We start from the raw sequence: 16,030 nt of genomic DNA, 5'->3' as shown, positions 1-16,030 counted from the left end.
GCCTTAGGCAGCACGGAGGTATATAAATGGATCACAACACAAAGCAGAGCAGCCTGTTCGAGGTAAACAAGGTCATACCTCTGCCGCTGGAAGACGAAATAAAGCAGAGCTATCTAAATTACGCGATGAGCGTCATCGTCGGCCGCGCGCTGCCGGATGCGCGCGACGGCCTGAAGCCCGTGCAGAGGCGGGTCCTTTACGCCATGCTCGAACTCGGCCTGCGCCATACCCAGTCTTTCAAAAAGTCGGCGCGCATCGTCGGCGAAGCGATGGGCAAGTACCACCCGCACGGCGACGCCGCGATATACGACACGATGGCGCGCCTGTCGCAGGATTTCAGCATGCGCTACCCGCTCGTCGACGGGCAGGGGAACTTCGGCTCGATAGACGGAGACCCGCCCGCGGCGATGCGCTACACGGAAGCGCGCCTGCACGCAATGGGCGAGGAGATGCTCGCCGATATAAACGAAGAAACGGTGGACTGGGGCCCGAACTTCGACGAATCTCTGCAGGAGCCCCTCGTCCTGCCGTCGCGCATCCCCAACCTGCTCGTCAACGGCAGCACCGGCATCGCGGTCGGCATGGCGACGAACATGCCGCCGCACAACCTCGGCGAAGCGGTCGACGTATGCTGCGCCGTGCTCGACAACCCGGAGGTCGAGCTCGGCGAGCTGATGAGCCTCATGCCGGGGCCGGACTTCCCCACCGGCGGCATCATACTCGGACGCGAAGGGATCATCGACGCTTACCGCACGGGGCGCGGGCGCATCGTCATCCGCGGGCGCGTCGGCGTAGAGGACGGCCGCAAGGGCAAGCGTTCGATAATCATCACCGAAATTCCCTATATGGTCAACAAGACCAACCTGATAGAGACTATCGCGAAGGGCGCGCAGAGCGGGATGATCGACGGGATTTCCGACCTGCGCGACGAATCCGACAGGAAGGGCATGCGCATCGTAGTCGAGCTTCAGCGCGACTCCGACCCCAACCTCGTGCTGCGCCAGCTCTACACGCGCACGCAGCTTCAGAGCACTTTCGGCGTGATAAACCTGGCGATCGTCGGCGGCGAGACGAGGGAGCTGCCGCTCAAGGAGCTCGTGGCGATATTCCTGAACCACCGCCGCGACGTCGTGCGCCGCCGCACTGAGTTCCGCCTGCGCAAGGCCGAGGAGCGCCGCCATATAGTCGAAGGGCTGCTGCGCGCGCTGGACATGATAGACAGGGTCATCCAGATAATCAGAGGCTCCGACAACGCGGCGACGGCCCGCGGCGCTTTGATGGAGGAGCTCGGCTTCAGCGAGATTCAGGCGCAGGCGATCCTCGACATGCGCTTGCAGAGGCTTACCGGCCTCGAACGCGAGAAGCTCGATTCGGAGCTCGCGCAGCTATTGATGGATATCGAACGCTACAACAGCATACTCTCCAGCCCGCTGATCCTCGACTCCGTAGTCAAAGACGAACTGATCGAGGTGAAGAAGAGCTTCGCGGACAAGCGCCGCACGGACATAGAAGAAGCCGTCGGCGAGGTCGCGGACGAGGACCTGATCCCCGAGGAGGATATCGTCGTGGCGCTGTCGCGCGACGGCTACATCCGCCGCATGCCGCTCCAGGATTACCGCGTGCAGCAGCGCGGCGGCAAAGGCGTGAAGGGAGTCGCCACGAAGGCCGAGGACGAGATAGCCATCATCGCGACGACGACGACGCACAGGACCCTCTACCTATTCACTAACAAGGGTCGCGTTTTCGGCGTGCGCGGCTTTTCGCTGCCGGAGCCGAAGACCGGCAAGGGAAAGCTCGTCGGCACGATAATAACGCTCGAAAAGGACGAAAAGGCCGTCGCGATAAAGGACAGCAACCTGGGCGGCGAGAAGTTCGTATTCTTCGTCACGAAGCAGGGCACCGCGAAGCGCCTGCCGGTTGAAGAGCTCGAAGGGCTCACGCGGGCCGGCCGGCGCGTGCTCGGAATATCCGAAGGGGACGACATAGCGCGCGTCCGCTTCACGAGCGGCGGCTGCGACCTGCTTTTGACGACCGCGACGGGGCAGACGCTGCGCGTGAATGAAGAAGAGTTCCGCCCTCAGGGGCGCCAGGCCCAGGGAATGCGTGGCATACGCCTCGACGACGGGGACGCGGTCGTCGGCTGCGACGTCGTGGCCGAGGGACGCCAGGTGCTCTTCATCAGCGAAGGCGGCATCGGCAAGCGCACCTCCTACGACGAATTCACGCAGCACCACAGAGGGGGCTACGGCGTGCGCGCCATGAAGCTCTCAGAAAAGACTGGGCCGCTCGTCGGAGCGTGGGGCGTACAGGAGGACGAAGAGATAATTGTGATCACCGGCAAGGGACGCATGGTCAGGATCGGCGCGAAGGAAATTTCCTCGCTATCGCGCTCCGCCACGGGCTATATGATAGTCACGCTGGACGACGGCGACACGGTGGCGGACATCAGCATCGTCAAAAAAGACGATGAGGGCGCGGAGGGATAAAAAATGGGCGTAGCGCGTGACGGCTATCCGACGATCGCCGCGTTGCTCTTCATGACGGCGGGCGGTGCCTTCATATCGCCATGGATATCCCTCTGCCTGGCCTTTCCGCTCTGCTTCGCGCTCTGGTTTTTCCGCGACCCGGAGAGGGAGCCGGAGCGCGAAATGAAGCCCGGCGATTTTCTGAGCCCCGCCGACGGCAGGGTCGTCGAGATAGAAGAGGCCGAGCATCCGTACACTGGGCGCGCGGCGAAGATCGGCATCTTCATGAGCGGCTTCGATGTACACGTCAACCGCTTCCCTATGAGGGGCACCGTCGAGTTCACGGAGTACATCCCAGGCAAAAAATGGTTCGCGATAGCGCCGAAGGCCTCTGAGATAAACGAACGCTTCTACGTCGGGGCGAGGAGTGGTTACGGGCGCTTCCTCCTCGTGCAGATAGCCGGCATCATGGCGCGGAGGATAGCGCCGCGCGTGAAAATAAACGACGTAGTGTCAACAGGCGAAAGATATGGTATGATTAAGCTTGGCTCGAAGGTCGATATTTACCTTCCGCCGGATATAGCGCCGAATGTCAAGATAGGAGACAGGGTCCTTGCCGGACATACGATAATAGGAGTGTACAGAAAAGTATGAAGAATACGAAAAAGAAGATGAACGGCATTCCGCTCAGAACGATAATCCCCAACATGATAACGAGCGGCAGCGTCTTCTGCGGAGTTTCGTCGCTGATACTCACGGCTCATGAACGCTTTATCCCCGCGGCGCTACTGGTCTGCTTTGCGGTATTTTTCGACGTGATGGACGGGCGCGTCGCTCGCAGCCTGGGCGGCGGCAGCGCGTTCGGTGAAGAGCTCGACAGCCTTGCCGACGCGATAAGTTTTGGAGTCGCGCCGGCTTTCCTTATATATAACGCCTACATAGGCCCCGAGGCCGGATTGTTCGGCCCGGTGAGCGCGGCCTTCTTCACGCTCTGCGGCGTGCTGCGCCTCGCGCGCTTCAACGTCACGCACGTTCCGACGGGCCCCTTCCAGGGGCTCCCGATTCCCGCCGGCGGCCTGGCGCTCGTCTCCATCGTAATAGCGCGCCTGCCGATGACGCCGCTTGCCGCCATGGCGGCGATGTGCTTCACCGGCGCTCTGATGGTAAGCTCGGTGCCTTACTGCAACGCCAAAAGGCTGAAAAAAACGAACGTCAACCGCGTGAAGTTTTACAGCCTTATGGCGTTCGTATGCTTATGCTTCATCATCATGCGCGAGAAGGCCTTTCTCGCGTTCGCCGCGATTTATATAGTAAGCGGCCTCGTAAGGTTTGACGCGGCCGAATGGGTGATGCTCGACGAGGGCGGAGAAAGCCCCGCGGAGGAAAAAGAATAGGCGGCAGCGCACAGCCTGCAAAATGAAAGAAAGGACCGGCTTCGCTGTTTTGCAAAGCCGGTTTTTTTAATAGCAGCGCGAAACGGAAATTCAAAATATACACTTTTTGAGGCAAAGGGGAAATTCGATGAAAAAACTTATGACAGGCAACGAGGCCATCGCCCGCGGCGCCTGGGAGGCAGGGCTGCACGTCGCGGCCGCCTACCCCGGGACGCCGTCGACCGAGATTCTTGAAAATCTGGCGGCATACAAAGAGGTCTACTCCGAATGGGCGACGAACGAAAAGGTAGCCCTCGAAGTGGCAGCGGGCGCTTCGATGGGAGGCGCCCGCGCGCTCTGCGCGATGAAGCACGTCGGGCTCAACGTCGCGGCGGACCCGCTCTTCACTCTCGCCTACACCGGCGTCGGCGGCGGGCTCGTCGTCGTTACGGCGGACGACCCGGGGCTCTTCAGCTCGCAGAACGAACAGGACAACAGATTCTACGCTTCGCACGCGAAGCTGCCGATGATAGAGCCATCGGACAGCCAGGAGTGCCTTGACTTCGTTAAGGAGGCCTTCGAGCTTTCCGAGCGCTTCGACACGCCGCTGCTCTTCCGCGTCTCGACGCGCATATGCCACAGCAAGACCCTCGTCGTGGAAGGGGAGCGCAGGGAGGTCGCCGTCAGGCCCTACTCGAAGGATTGTGCGAAGTACGTCATGGCACCGGCCAACGCGAAAAAGCGCAAGGGCGTGATGACGGAGAGGATCGCCGCGATGAAGGAATTCTCCGAAGAGACGCCTCTCAACAGAGTAGAGCGCGGCAGCGGCGACATCGGCATCATCACGAGCGGCGTCTCCTATTGCCACGCCAGGGAGGTATTCGGCGACGGCGCATCTTACCTCAAGCTCGGCTTCAGCTGGCCTATGCCAGAGAAAAAGATACGCGCCTTCGCCGCGTCGGTGAAGACGCTTTACGTCATCGAAGAAAACGAGCCCTACCTTGAGGACTTCGTCAAGTCTCTCGGCATAGCCTGCACTGGGCGCGAGAAGCTGCCGTGGATAGACGAGCTGACGCCCGAACGCGTGCGGCGCGCCTTCTTCGGCGAAGAGGGGGAGCCCAGCGGCGGAGCTGATATAAACGTGCCGCCGCGCCCGCCCGTGCTCTGCGCCGGCTGCACCCACAGAGGCTTCTTCTATGAGCTCGGCAAGTACGGGGACGTCGTCGTGACGGGGGACATCGGCTGCTACACCCTCGGCACGGTGCCGCCGCTTTCCGTAACCGATTCAGTCGTCTGCATGGGCGCGAGCGTTTCGATGGGCGTCGGCTTCAGCAAAGCGGCCGAGAGGGCGGGGCGCGGCGAAAAGGTCTTCGCCGTGATAGGCGACTCTACCTTCTTCCACTCCGGCATCACCGGGCTCATCGACGCGATAGTCAACAAGGCGCCGATCGTCGTGAACATATTGGACAACAGGATAACGGCTATGACCGGACATCAGGAGAACCCGGGCACCGGGCGCACGCTTATGGGTGAGCCGACGCATCAGGTGGACCTAAGGGCGCTCTGCGCCGCGTGCGGCGTGAAGGAAGAAAACATCCGTACGATCGACCCCTACGACTTGACCGCAACGCGCGAGGCGATCCGCGCCGGGCACGACGCGGCGGAGCCCTTCGTAATCATAACGACGCGCCCCTGCGCGCTAATAAAGGAAGTCATGAAGTGCCGCGCGAATATGAAATGCAGGGTCGACGAGGATAAGTGCGTCAAATGCAAGCTCTGTTTGAAGGCCGGCTGCCCCGCGCTCAACTTCCGCGGCGGGCGCGTCTACATCGACCGAGCGACGTGCAACGGCTGCGCCGTCTGCATGCAGATATGCCCGAAAAAGGCGATTTTGAGGGAGGGCGAATGAGATGAGAGACAACGGAACGAAAAACATCCTGCTCGTCGGAGTCGGCGGGCAGGGAACGATACTCGCGTCGAAGATTCTCTCCGAGGGGCTGCTCCGCAGGGGCTACGACGTCAAGATGTCGGAGATACACGGCATGAGCCAGCGCGGCGGCAGCGTAAGCACGCACGTACGCTACGGCGAAAAGGTGGCTTCCCCAGTCGTGCCCGAGGGCTGCGCGGACGTGCTCGTCGCCTTCGAAAAGGCCGAAGCGGCGCGCTGGCTGCACTACCTCAAAAAGGACGGCGCCCTCGTCGTCAACGACTTCGAGATCTACTCGCTGCCGGTGCTGACCGGCGCGGCCGAATACCCCGAAGGAATCATCGAGAGGCTCAAGGAGAAAGTCCAAAAGATAAAATGCGTGGACGCCGCGCGCCTCGCCGAAGAGCTCGGCAACATAAGGGCGCAGAACGTCGTGCTTCTCGGCGCCCTCGTCAAGGCGCTGGGACTCGAAGGGCCGGACTGGAAGTCCGTGATAAAGGAAACGGTTCCCGCTAAGCTGCTCGATCTTAATTTAAAAGCCTTCGACGCCGGCCTGTCGCAGTAAAAATATCGGCGGTATGAAAGGGCGGGACGGATGGAAAGTCCGCCCCGCCCTTTTCCGTCTTAACCCTTTAAGCTTCCGCGCCGCCTACCACTTGAGCGTCGTTTCCGTCACCGAGCCGTCGCCCCACGTCACGCTGAGGAGGAGCTTTCCGTAGCCGAGGTTCAGCTTGCCGTTGTTCTGCACGAGAAGCTGGTATTCCTTGCCCGGCGCCGTCTCTATCCTGACCGAGCCGTTCTTCGCGCTGTTCAGCAGCTTGCCGCCGTCGCGCACGCCGATCAGCCATCTGCCGTTGTTCGACGGGATAGTATCCCACCCCTTGCCGGAGTCGTCGGTTAGGACGAGCGCGCGGATCACGTCTTTGACGGTCGCCCTGACGATGAGAGACATATCCTTCGTGCCGTCGGGCTTGCAGTTCTTGTTCTTGCCTACGAGGTCGACTGGAACGGACTCGGGCTTCGCTGAAACGAAGAGCAGCGCGCGCTCCGCCGGGGCCGCCGTCGTCGCGGGCTCGGCCGCCGCCTTGCCGGCCGTCAGGCCTTCCAGCAACCTGCCGTCAGAGAAGACTATCGTGATTTTGTAGGGGCCCGTGCCGACATCCTTCGCTTCGTCGAAGGCGACATTGAACTCCTCCGTCCCGTCGATATCGAAGGCTACGGAGCCGTCCGAGTTGTTGAGTTTCTTTCTGTCCGGAGCGATGATGGCCGCGAGAGGGCTGCCGCTGCCGGGCGCCGTGTCCCAGCTGGCGCCGTTCTTCGTGTTAGTCACGCGGACTCCGGTGATCCTGCCCTTCGCGTTGACCGTGGCCTTGACAAAGCTGTCGGGGTTCATGTTGGACTGTAGTTTTTTGTTCTGTCCGACGAAGTCGTAGCTGCCGGTCCCCCTGAATTCGACGGCAACGGAGTTCCGAGCGACGATCCTCTTGCCGGCCGTCGCCTCCTTCTCCATCATCTTTCCGTCGGAAAGCGTGATGGTGAGCCTCGCCTTCGTTCCCTGCCTGCTCAAGATGCCGGTCTTGTCGTCTACGAGCATCGCGCATCTGATTTCGTCCGTGAATACGACGCTGCCGTCGGATTTGTTGATGATGGTCTTCGCCGGATCGACGAGCACGACGACCGGCGTTCCGTTGCCGGGCACCGTATCCCACTGCGCCCTATCGCCGCCGTTCTCGGCCGTTATCTTGACGCCTCTCGCCTGCATGCCCTTTGTAAGGCGGATGACCGCGTCGAAGCGGAAGTCCCTGTGAGAGTTGGCGCCGACCGCCTCGCCAGCGCCGGCGAGGTCGAGATCGGACTCGCTGCGGCTCTCGAAGAGGACGATCTCATCCTTCGCAGCGCCTCCCGCGGGGGCCGCGCCCGCGGGCTTCTTTTCTTCGGGTGCGGGCGCCTTCTTCTCCGCCGCGGCCGTCGTCGACGCCGAAGTCGTCGCTCCATCGATCAGGATGGCCGTGGCGGTGAATTTCGAATCCTTGGGAATCGCGTTCGCCGCGTCGTTCAAAATAAGCGTGAACTGCCCCGCGAGAAGCACCGGCGTTATCGGCATCCTGCCGGAGGCGTTGACGAGCTCCCCGCTGGATGATTTTACGGCGAGGAAGTTCGACTGGCTCGAAGCGCTCCACGTCACGCCGGTCGTCTCGTTCTTCAGAGTTATGTCGCGAATAGCCTGGGCGCCCGTCAGGTAGAGTGTGAAGACGGCGTCCTGCTTGCCGTCGGGCGTCGCAGCCGTTCCAGCCCCCCTCAGATCCTCCTGCGCGCCGTTGAAGACGAGAGACTCGGCCTTCAGCGTCAGCGCCGCGTCCGCGGACGGGCAGAGAAATAGAAACGCCGCCGCGAATATTGAAAGAACTGCTGCAAATTTCTTCATTTTTACGTTACACCCCTTGGACAATGTATTTTGTCACCGACCATATTTTATTACATTTTTGCGCTACAATAAAGGCGAAAACGCCGAAAACAAGCGGGAGGAATTTATAATGTGCGGCTTCGAAGGAAAAAACGGCGCGGGCGCCTCCGAAAAAGCGCTGGAAATGTGCGCGAACATCGACGATATGACTGCCGAGGACCTGAGCGCCGCGATGGACGTCCTTCTCGGCGCAGGCGCGCTCGACGTCTGGTTCGAACATATACAGATGAAGAAGAATCGCCCCGCAGTAAAATTGTCTCTGCTCGCGCGCCCCGAAGAGAAAGGTCGTATGGCGGAGCTCATGCTCCGCCATACGACGACGCTCGGCGTGCGCATGCGCGAAGTGGAGCGCGCGACGCTCGAGAGGCGCGTAAAAAACGTTGAAACGCGCTTCGGCCCGGTGCGATTCAAAGAGGGCCTTCTCGGAGGGCGCGTCATAAAATCGATGCCCGAGTTCGACGACATAAAAAAAATTTCACGCGAGACAGGGCTGCCGACAGGCGAAATCAGAAAGGGCGCCGAAGAGGACGAAAAATCTCAGCGCGCCGACGCGGCCCCGCCGCCGGCCGGAGTATAATTAACAAGAAAGCAGACGAACGCGGAATTTCTTGATTCGCCGGGAGAAAGAAGGAGGAATAAAGGTGAACTACGAAGAAAAAGCCAAAGAGCTCGCGCGCCTCGTGCGCGCCGGAGACGTTGTGATATTCAGCGGAGCGGGACTGAGCACCGAGTCGGGACTTCAGGACTTCCGCTCGAAGAACGGCATATGGGCGCACGCCGACCCCGCGCGCCTCGCGTCGGTAGGAGCGCTCGAATGCAACTACGACGAATTTCTCGAATTCTATAAAGCGCGCCTCTACGTGCCTGACGAGGTCAAGCCGAACATAGGGCACAAGATAGTCGCTAAGTGGGAAAAGGAAGGCTGCGTCAAGGGCGTCATAACCCAGAACATCGATCGGCTGCACCAGCGGGCCGGCTCCGTGAACGTTTGGGAGCTGCACGGGAGCCTCGAGCCGATAAAATGCCACAGCTGCGGCAAGCCCGGCAGCAATGAGGACTTCCTCGCCGGAACGCCGTGCAAATACTGCGGCGGACATCTGCGCCCGAGCGTCGTCCTCTTCGGCGAAATGCTGCCGCAGAGGGCGCTCGAAGCGGCGGACGAGCTTTCCGGCTCCTGCAAGACCTTCATCGTGCTCGGCTCTTCGCTCGTCGTCTCGCCGGCCAACTACTTCCCGAGGCAGGCCAAGATGCACGGCGCCAAGCTCGCGATCGTCAACCTTGAGGAGACGCCGCTCGACGGCATCGCCGACATAACGGTGCACGAAGGAATAGGCGCTTTCCTCTCGGATACCGAAAAATATATGCGACAGCAGTAAGGACCGCCGGCGATTTCAGATACGGCACACTAACGATAAGGCCGCGCGCTGAAAAACGCACGGCCTTATCGCGCAATAAGTTCCTTTTCAGGCTTTATGATCGAAGCGAACGATCCCAGTCTATTATTTCAAAACCTCATCTCAGCTTTGAGCGGCCTGGCGAAAAGCTCTTTTATCAGCTTCGTGGGGCTCTCGTTTTTGTAGAGGACTCTGTAGACGGCTTCCGCGAGCGGCATTTCCACGTCGAATTTCTGCGCGTTTTCCACGACGGCGCGCACGGTGTATGCGCCTTCGGCGACCTGGCCGAGCTCTTCGGACGCTTCTTTAAGCGTTTTGCCGCTTCCGATGCCAAGGCCGAGCCTGAAGTTGCGCGAATGGATGCTGTAGCAGGTGACTATGAGGTCCCCTACTCCGGCGAGCCCCGAGAGCGTGAGGGGATTGGCTCCGAGCTTCGCGCCGAAGCGCATGATCTCCGCGAGGCCGCGGCAGGCGAGCGCGGCCGACGCGTTGTCTCCGAGCTTCAGCGCTCTCGAGATGCCGGCCGCTATCGCGTAGATGTTTTTCGTCGCGCCCCCGACTTCAAGCCCTATAACGTCCGTCCCCGCGTATACCCGGAAGCTGCCGGCGCTGACGATCTTCTGCCACATGCGCGCTTCGCTCTCCTCCTTCGACGCGACGACGACCGTCGTGGGCATGTCGAGAAGGAGTTCCTCGGCGTGGCTCGGGCCGGACAGCGCTGAGTAAACGATCTGCGGGCAGAGCTCTTTGTGGAGCTGGTGCAGCAGGGAGCCCGTCGATATTTCTATGCCCTTCGCAAGGTTCAGCATATGAACGCCCTCTTTTGCGAGCGGCGCGATTTTTCCGCAGACCTCCCGCTGCGACTGCGTCGGTATCGCCATCACGACGTGCTGCGAAAAGGCGAGCGCCTCCGCTATGTCGGACGCCGCGCTGACGGCGTGGGGCAGATCCGTCTCGCTGAAGCAGGATCTGTTTTTGTGGAATTTGTTTATGTATTCCGCGCGCTCGCAGTTCCTCGTCCACATCTTCACTTCGTGGCCAAAGAGGGCGAGGTGCGCGGCAAAAGCCGTTCCGAAGCTGCCGGCCCCCAGGATCGTTATCTTCAAATCGTCTTCCCCCCGTCAGATTTCTTTGCCGCCGCGGCGGGCTTTTTTATTATAGCGCGCAGAAGCCTTCGCGGACGCGCGGCGCACTTCTTTAATAGTATAATATATACCCATGAAAAGCATATCTTCTTTCAGCGTCCGCGACGTCACTCTTTCGGCGATGGTCGCCGCGCTTTATGCGGTGCTCGCTTTCGCGTTCGCGCCGGTATCTTTCGGCCCCGTGCAGTTCCGCGTATCGGAGGCGCTTGCGTTGCTGCCCTTCTGCCTGCCGCAGACCGCGCCGGGGCTCTTCGTCGGCTGTTTCATCTCGAATGTGATGGGAGGCTACGGTCCGGTAGATATAATTTTCGGAAGCGCGGCGACCTACGCCGCCGCGCGCGCCACGGCGAAGATGCCGAACGTCTGGCTGGCGGCCCTTCCCCCCGTCGTTATAAACGCGCTCGTCGTCGGCTGCTACATCTCGCTCCTCTCTTCGACCCCGATGGTTTTTTCCGTATTCTACATCGGCGCCGGACAGGCGGCCGTATGCTTCTGCCTCGGCGTCCCCCTCGTTTTCGCCCTGAAACATTCCGGCCTTGTCAAATAGCGTTATAAAATTATTTTATTCATATTTAATTTATTATTGTAAAATTTTAGTTTAATATTAGCGGAATATTATGCTATAATTTTTGTAAGGATAAAGCTAGAAAGGGGCGATTCTAATGACCGTCAGCCTGAAGCAGGAGTATGTCAACGTACCCGGCGGATTTGTCTGCCTCAACATTTACGGAGCGAACAACAAATCGGCTATACCCATCCTCTACATCCACGGAGGCCCCGGCGGAAATATCGAATCTTTCCGTCCGATGGCAGAAAGGCTCGCCGCGGATCACGCCGTTTATCTTTACAACCAGCTCGGCTGCGACGAAAGTTCGCACACCGGCGAAGAGTCGCTGTGGACGCCGGAACGCTATGTCGAAGCGCTCGACGGCGTCATCTCGGCGATAGGGGCGCCGAAGATTCACCTCATCGGGCGTTCGTGGGGCGCGTATCTCGCGGCGGAGCACCTTCTCGGCACGCCGAAATCCCCGGCGATCTCCGTCACGATGATAAGCCCGTTCCTCAGCACGAAGCGGTGGATCGACGACGCGAAGAGCCGCGTCGCGGAATTAGGCAAAGACTGTCTTGAAATGGTCGAGCAGTGCGAGCGCGACAATCACTTCGACGGGCGCTGGTACAAAGAGATAATCGAAAGATACAACGACAATTTCCGCTACCGCGTCGCGACCGTGAAGCGCGAGGGGCATTTCGCGACGCCGCTGAAGCCGAAGACCGCATCCGGCATGGCGGTCTACCGCCACATGTGGGGACCGAGCGAGTTCACCTGCCGCGGGAATCTTAAGGACATAGACATAACGGACAGGCTGCACGAGATAAAGATATCGGTGCTGCTGATCTGCGGCGAATTCGACCAGGTGCGCCAGAGCACCTGCGAATATTACCGCTCGCTGATACCGGGGGCGCGCATCGCGGTCATCCCAGACGCGTCGCAGACCTCGTATCTCGAAGAGCCCAATATTTTCTATTGGACGCTGAAAAACTTCTACGAATGTTTCTGAACGAAGCGCGCGGCGGAGCCGCTTGAGCTTCCGCCGCGTCGTCGTTCATTCGGCCTTTGTATGGATTTACCTCATTTTCTTCGCCAGCCTGAAGGTCTTCGCGAGCATGAAGAGTATCAGCAGTATGCCGACGTAGCCGTTTATCCCGTAGATGACGTTGACGATCTGGCGGAAGGGCAGCTTAAGCGCGACGAAGCAGGCGACGGCGGCCAGCGCGGCCGTCAGGCCGTAGAATTTCGTCGTCTTTTCCTGCGCGAAGCGCGCCGACACGGACCAGAGGAGCGGCACAGCCGTGGTATAGATGCCGGCCAAAATTATCGCCGAGAAGACCGACGCGAGCGGCGGCCAAAGCTTTTCCGCAATTATCAGCGAGGGGATGTCCGACGCGTAGAGGTCTTTGAAGCAGGTAAGCAGCCCGAACATGAGGACGACCGCGCCGCCGACGAAGGCTATCGCTCCGAAGGTCGTGCCGAGCGCCGCTTCTTCTTTGCTATTCGCCTTCGTGCCCATGGCCGCGAGGAACGCGGCGAGCCACAGCATGCAAAAGCCTACGTAGGAGGTGCCGGACATCAGCCAGTTGCTGCCGACCTTGGTTATTTCAAGCGCGCCCGAGGAGACGAGCGCGGCGCCTTCGGATATCCCGGCCGGGTTCTTGACGATGCCGCCGAGGCCCACGCCTATCGCTATCACGACGATCAGCGGGCCTATCGAGCCTATGACCTCGACGATTCTGCCGAGCCCGCAAACGACCGTTACGACGGAAAGAATCATCATGACTATCGATCCGATCACGGGAGAGAGATGATAATACTGGTTGACGGTCGCGCCGGCTCCGCCGAGCATTACGATATACGACATGAAGATAAACGCGATAGAAAAGTAATCATAGAAGCCGCCGATGTATTTTCCGCAGTAATGCCTGTAGATGTCGTTCGTGTTGGCAAAGCGCTCGCTGTAGCCGGTCACGATGAACTCGTATCCGACATAGACGAAGCACAAAAGCACGAAGGCGGCGACGAGAAGCCCCTGATAGCCGTATGAGGCGAAGTACTGAAGCACTTCCTGCCCCGTCGCGAAGCCCGCGCCTATAAGGTAGGCGATGAACGCGCCGGCGAATTTCAAAACGTTGCCCCAACTTACTTTATTTTCGTTCATAAAAATATCAGACCTTTCTCCGTAAGGCGAGATTGTTTTTCAACAGCTGCACAATATCGTAAATTTATCATCAGCGCAAGCGGGAAAAATCATTTTTGCTGTTCTATCCAAAACTTTATTGGTACAGCCATTTTTAGAGCAAAAAAACGTCGATAAGTTTATGCCCTGTTACAATTTGTGAAATATAAAAATAATTATTCATTTGACTAAAAAAGAAGGCGCGTCGCGCCGGGAATAGGTTATAAAAAGGGCCGCCGTGCTGCGAGAATCCTGCCGCGCGGCGGCCTCTTCGGTATGTTCTTACGACGATTCCTTCGGGCTATCGAATCTTTCTGCACTCCATGTAGTAACGCTTCTCGTGCGCCTCTCCCATCGAGAAGGTTTTGCGCGGAAGCACGCCGCCCGCCGCGATCGCCGGGAAGAGCGCCCTTTTGTCTAAGCTCTTGAGGAATATCGCGCAGTTGCCTCTTTCTTCCGAGAGCACAAGCGGGGTCTCTTCTCCGTGGATATAGTCGACGCAGGCTTTTTCATTCTCAGCGAGGAAGCCGTCGAGATAGCCCTGCAGTATGTCGACGGGCAGACGCCCCTTCGCGCCTTCGAGAGAGAAGCTCTCGTTCAGGCCGCGTCCTTTGAAGGTCAGGTCGTCTCCGCCGACGGCCTTTACGCCGAGCCCCCCGCAGTACGCTATAAAGCCGCGGTAAAGCGCGCCGGCGTCGACTCCGAAGAGCACGCGGTGCACCGGCTCGAAGCGGAGCGCCGGGCTGTGAAGATTCACCAGCTCCGCGAGGGCGTATCTTGCCGGATGGCCTTCCCTCTCCTCGGGGCTCAGGCGTTCTTTCAGCTCGTCCCACCAGCTCTTCGCCGTTACGAGAGAGTGGTTGCCGTCGCCCACAGAGATGAAGAAGCCCCCGGAAGCGCGCTGCATGTCGAGCAGCAGCGCGTTCACAGCCTCCGCCTCTTCGCCCTCTATCGCGTACCCCCTTACCCTGCCGCCGCCCTTCATCAGCGTCGCGTCGTAGAGCGCCGCAAATCCGCTTCTTTTCTCATAAAGCGGCTCTATGAGCTTTTTCTCGCGGTCGTCTATCAGCATCATGACGTGCGGAGATTCTATTATCGCGCCGCTGCGTATGCGCACGCGCGGCGGGATGCGCGACGTGACCGTGCCCTCCGTCGCGCGTATCAGAGCGCCGTTGCCCGGCGTGAAGTCGTAGCTCTCAAGGTCTACCTTGCCGACGAGCCCGAGGCGCGTGCCGGATTCCGTCGTCCTCTCGACGAGCACGAAGCCGTCGTGCACCGCTTCGGAAAGGATGTTTTCTTTCAGATAATCCTCCATGTTTGCGCGTATCCTGGTGATGCGCTCGTCTATCTCAGGAAGGCAGACCTCGGGGAAAATTATATTGAGAGTCGACGGCTTCCCCTCCACGATGCGCTCGACGTCCTCCCAGTACTCAGGCTGGCTCGTATACTGGTCGCAGGCGACCACGGCCCACGCGTCCTCAGCCGTGGCTTTCCGCGGAAGCATTATATCAGAAGAAGAAAAACAAGCTCTCATTATCCGCCACTCCCAGTCGCAAGTTATTCAGCATAGTGTGGATTTTAACATAACGCGGCGGATTATTAAAGAAAGAAGGGCGTGAAGCGCATGGCGAGGGCCCGCATCGGCGGGCCCTGCGCCCCGCCCGCCCACGCCGCGGTGAGCTCAGAGAGCGTAGCAGGTTCAGAGCGGACGCGATTCGGAAACGTATAGACGAAGGCGCCCTTCGATGCGCAGCGCATTTTCAAACCCAAGGTTCGGCAATCCGCTCAGCGCATAAAGCGTCTGAGAAAAATAGGGCTGTATATACCACTCGGCGGGCGCTATCACTTCGACGCTGCCCCTCCCCGTAAAGATCCGTTCCGCCGCGATCTCCTGCGGGTAGAGGATATAATCTTGATAATCGCAACCCGCGCGATCCACGGAGGGGAGGCAGCGATTACCAAAAGCCGCCATCTTGGCGCCTTTGTTGTAAGCTTCTACAGCCGACGGGGCCATTTCGGCTTCCTGACGGAAATTCATCCGCATAATCGTTTCACAATCGGATGAGAGCGCGGCGAACCAGTGGTTTTCGAAGTGCCTGTCCAACGAAATATCGCAGACGACCTTAGGCATGCCGTCCTCTTCCCTGCCGCCCAGCACCGGCACGGCGTTGTTTTCGAAAATAACCAGCGGATAACAGCCGTCAATGCTCTCTTTTCCGCCGCAGTACCTGACGGGCGCCGACGCCTGCATGATCCGGTACTCGCCGCCCATCATGAAGTCTACCCCGCGGCAGTTCGTATACGACCAGTTGACGACCGGCGCGGCGATTTCAAAATCCTCCGGTATATATTGAGCCAGCGCTTCTTCTTCCGTCCGCTGCTCGACGCAGATCATACGACAATCGTCGTAAACCACCCGCACATCCCGCTTAAAAGGATAATTCCTGAATACTGCCGGCATGCGATAGGTATAACCATCCTTGAATCTAAATTGACCTCTCATAAAGAAATCTCCTCTTCCATTTCCATA

The 16,030-nt window shown here is 59.4% G+C and carries 14 protein-coding genes; 9 read left to right on the top strand and 5 right to left on the bottom strand.

What is annotated here, in order from left to right:
* The first annotated feature begins 26 nt into the window (after positions 1-26).
* The 5 genes from gyrA to EH55_RS06865 all read left to right on the top strand — a co-directional run bounded on the left by gyrA (position 27) and on the right by EH55_RS06865 (position 6,330).
* On the top strand, positions 27-2,486 hold the full coding sequence (gene gyrA, locus EH55_RS06885; protein ID WP_051682725.1) for a DNA gyrase subunit A: 2,460 nt from the start codon (positions 27-29) through the stop codon (positions 2,484-2,486).
* A gap of 3 nt (positions 2,487-2,489) precedes the next feature.
* Entirely contained in the window at positions 2,490-3,119 is a 630-nt protein-coding gene (locus EH55_RS06880) for a phosphatidylserine decarboxylase (protein WP_037976039.1), read from the top strand.
* Positions 3,116-3,859 (top strand): CDP-diacylglycerol--serine O-phosphatidyltransferase, encoded by a 744-nt coding sequence (gene pssA / locus EH55_RS06875; protein WP_037976037.1) that lies wholly within the window; start codon positions 3,116-3,118, stop codon positions 3,857-3,859. The genes EH55_RS06880 and pssA overlap by 4 nt, the downstream gene beginning before the upstream one ends.
* A 127-nt stretch (positions 3,860-3,986) precedes the next feature.
* Positions 3,987-5,747 carry an indolepyruvate ferredoxin oxidoreductase subunit alpha gene (iorA, locus tag EH55_RS06870; RefSeq protein ID WP_037976036.1) on the top strand — a complete coding sequence of 587 codons (1,761 nt, stop codon included), beginning with the start codon at positions 3,987-3,989 and terminating at the stop codon, positions 5,745-5,747.
* 1 nt (position 5,748) lies between these two features.
* Positions 5,749-6,330, top strand: coding sequence for an indolepyruvate oxidoreductase subunit beta (locus EH55_RS06865; protein ID WP_037976034.1), 582 nt, complete (start codon positions 5,749-5,751; stop codon positions 6,328-6,330).
* An 84-nt stretch (positions 6,331-6,414) separates the two neighbouring features.
* Here the strand turns inward: EH55_RS06865 and EH55_RS06860 are convergent, their stop codons facing one another.
* Positions 6,415-8,190 (bottom strand): hypothetical protein, encoded by a 1,776-nt coding sequence (locus tag EH55_RS06860; protein WP_037976032.1) that lies wholly within the window; start codon positions 8,188-8,190, stop codon positions 6,415-6,417.
* Between the two features lie 109 nt (positions 8,191-8,299).
* On the opposite strand from EH55_RS06860, the gene larC2 reads away from it, so the two are divergent.
* On the top strand, positions 8,300-8,806 hold the full coding sequence (gene larC2, locus EH55_RS13840) for a nickel pincer cofactor biosynthesis protein LarC2 (RefSeq protein WP_051682724.1): 507 nt from the start codon (positions 8,300-8,302) through the stop codon (positions 8,804-8,806).
* A gap of 64 nt (positions 8,807-8,870) precedes the next feature.
* Positions 8,871-9,605 carry an SIR2 family NAD-dependent protein deacylase gene (locus EH55_RS06850; protein ID WP_037976030.1) on the top strand — a complete coding sequence of 245 codons (735 nt, stop codon included), beginning with the start codon at positions 8,871-8,873 and terminating at the stop codon, positions 9,603-9,605.
* Positions 9,606-9,733: 128 nt separating this feature from the next.
* Here EH55_RS06850 and EH55_RS06845 read toward each other — a convergent pair whose 3' ends face one another.
* On the bottom strand, positions 9,734-10,729 hold the full coding sequence (locus tag EH55_RS06845; protein ID WP_037976028.1) for an NAD(P)H-dependent glycerol-3-phosphate dehydrogenase: 996 nt from the start codon (positions 10,727-10,729) through the stop codon (positions 9,734-9,736).
* 112 nt (positions 10,730-10,841) lie between these two features.
* Between EH55_RS06845 and EH55_RS06840 the strand changes: the two genes are divergently transcribed.
* Both EH55_RS06840 and EH55_RS06835 read left to right on the top strand, forming a co-directional pair.
* A complete protein-coding gene (locus EH55_RS06840) occupies positions 10,842-11,315 on the top strand; it encodes a QueT transporter family protein (RefSeq protein ID WP_037976027.1) in 474 nt (157 codons plus the stop codon).
* Positions 11,316-11,430: 115 nt separating this feature from the next.
* Positions 11,431-12,327 carry a proline iminopeptidase-family hydrolase gene (locus EH55_RS06835; RefSeq protein WP_037976026.1) on the top strand — a complete coding sequence of 299 codons (897 nt, stop codon included), beginning with the start codon at positions 11,431-11,433 and terminating at the stop codon, positions 12,325-12,327.
* A gap of 66 nt (positions 12,328-12,393) precedes the next feature.
* Here EH55_RS06835 and EH55_RS14425 read toward each other — a convergent pair whose 3' ends face one another.
* The 3 genes from EH55_RS14425 to EH55_RS06820 form a co-directional block, all read right to left on the bottom strand.
* Positions 12,394-13,482, bottom strand: coding sequence for a YkvI family membrane protein (locus tag EH55_RS14425; RefSeq protein WP_037976025.1), 1,089 nt, complete (start codon positions 13,480-13,482; stop codon positions 12,394-12,396).
* Positions 13,483-13,801: 319 nt separating this feature from the next.
* Positions 13,802-15,034, bottom strand: coding sequence for a DUF1015 domain-containing protein (locus EH55_RS06825; RefSeq protein WP_037976023.1), 1,233 nt, complete (start codon positions 15,032-15,034; stop codon positions 13,802-13,804).
* A gap of 165 nt (positions 15,035-15,199) precedes the next feature.
* Complete coding sequence (locus EH55_RS06820; RefSeq protein WP_037976021.1) at positions 15,200-16,003, bottom strand: acetoacetate decarboxylase family protein; 804 nt, start codon at positions 16,001-16,003, stop codon at positions 15,200-15,202.
* Positions 16,004-16,030: the final 27 nt, after the last annotated feature.

The organism is Synergistes jonesii (assembly GCF_000712295.1).
Taxonomy (GTDB): Bacteria; Synergistota; Synergistia; order Synergistales; family Synergistaceae; genus Synergistes; species Synergistes jonesii.
Note: the sequence above shows the minus strand (reverse complement) of the source record. Positions and strands in the feature narration are given on the sequence as shown.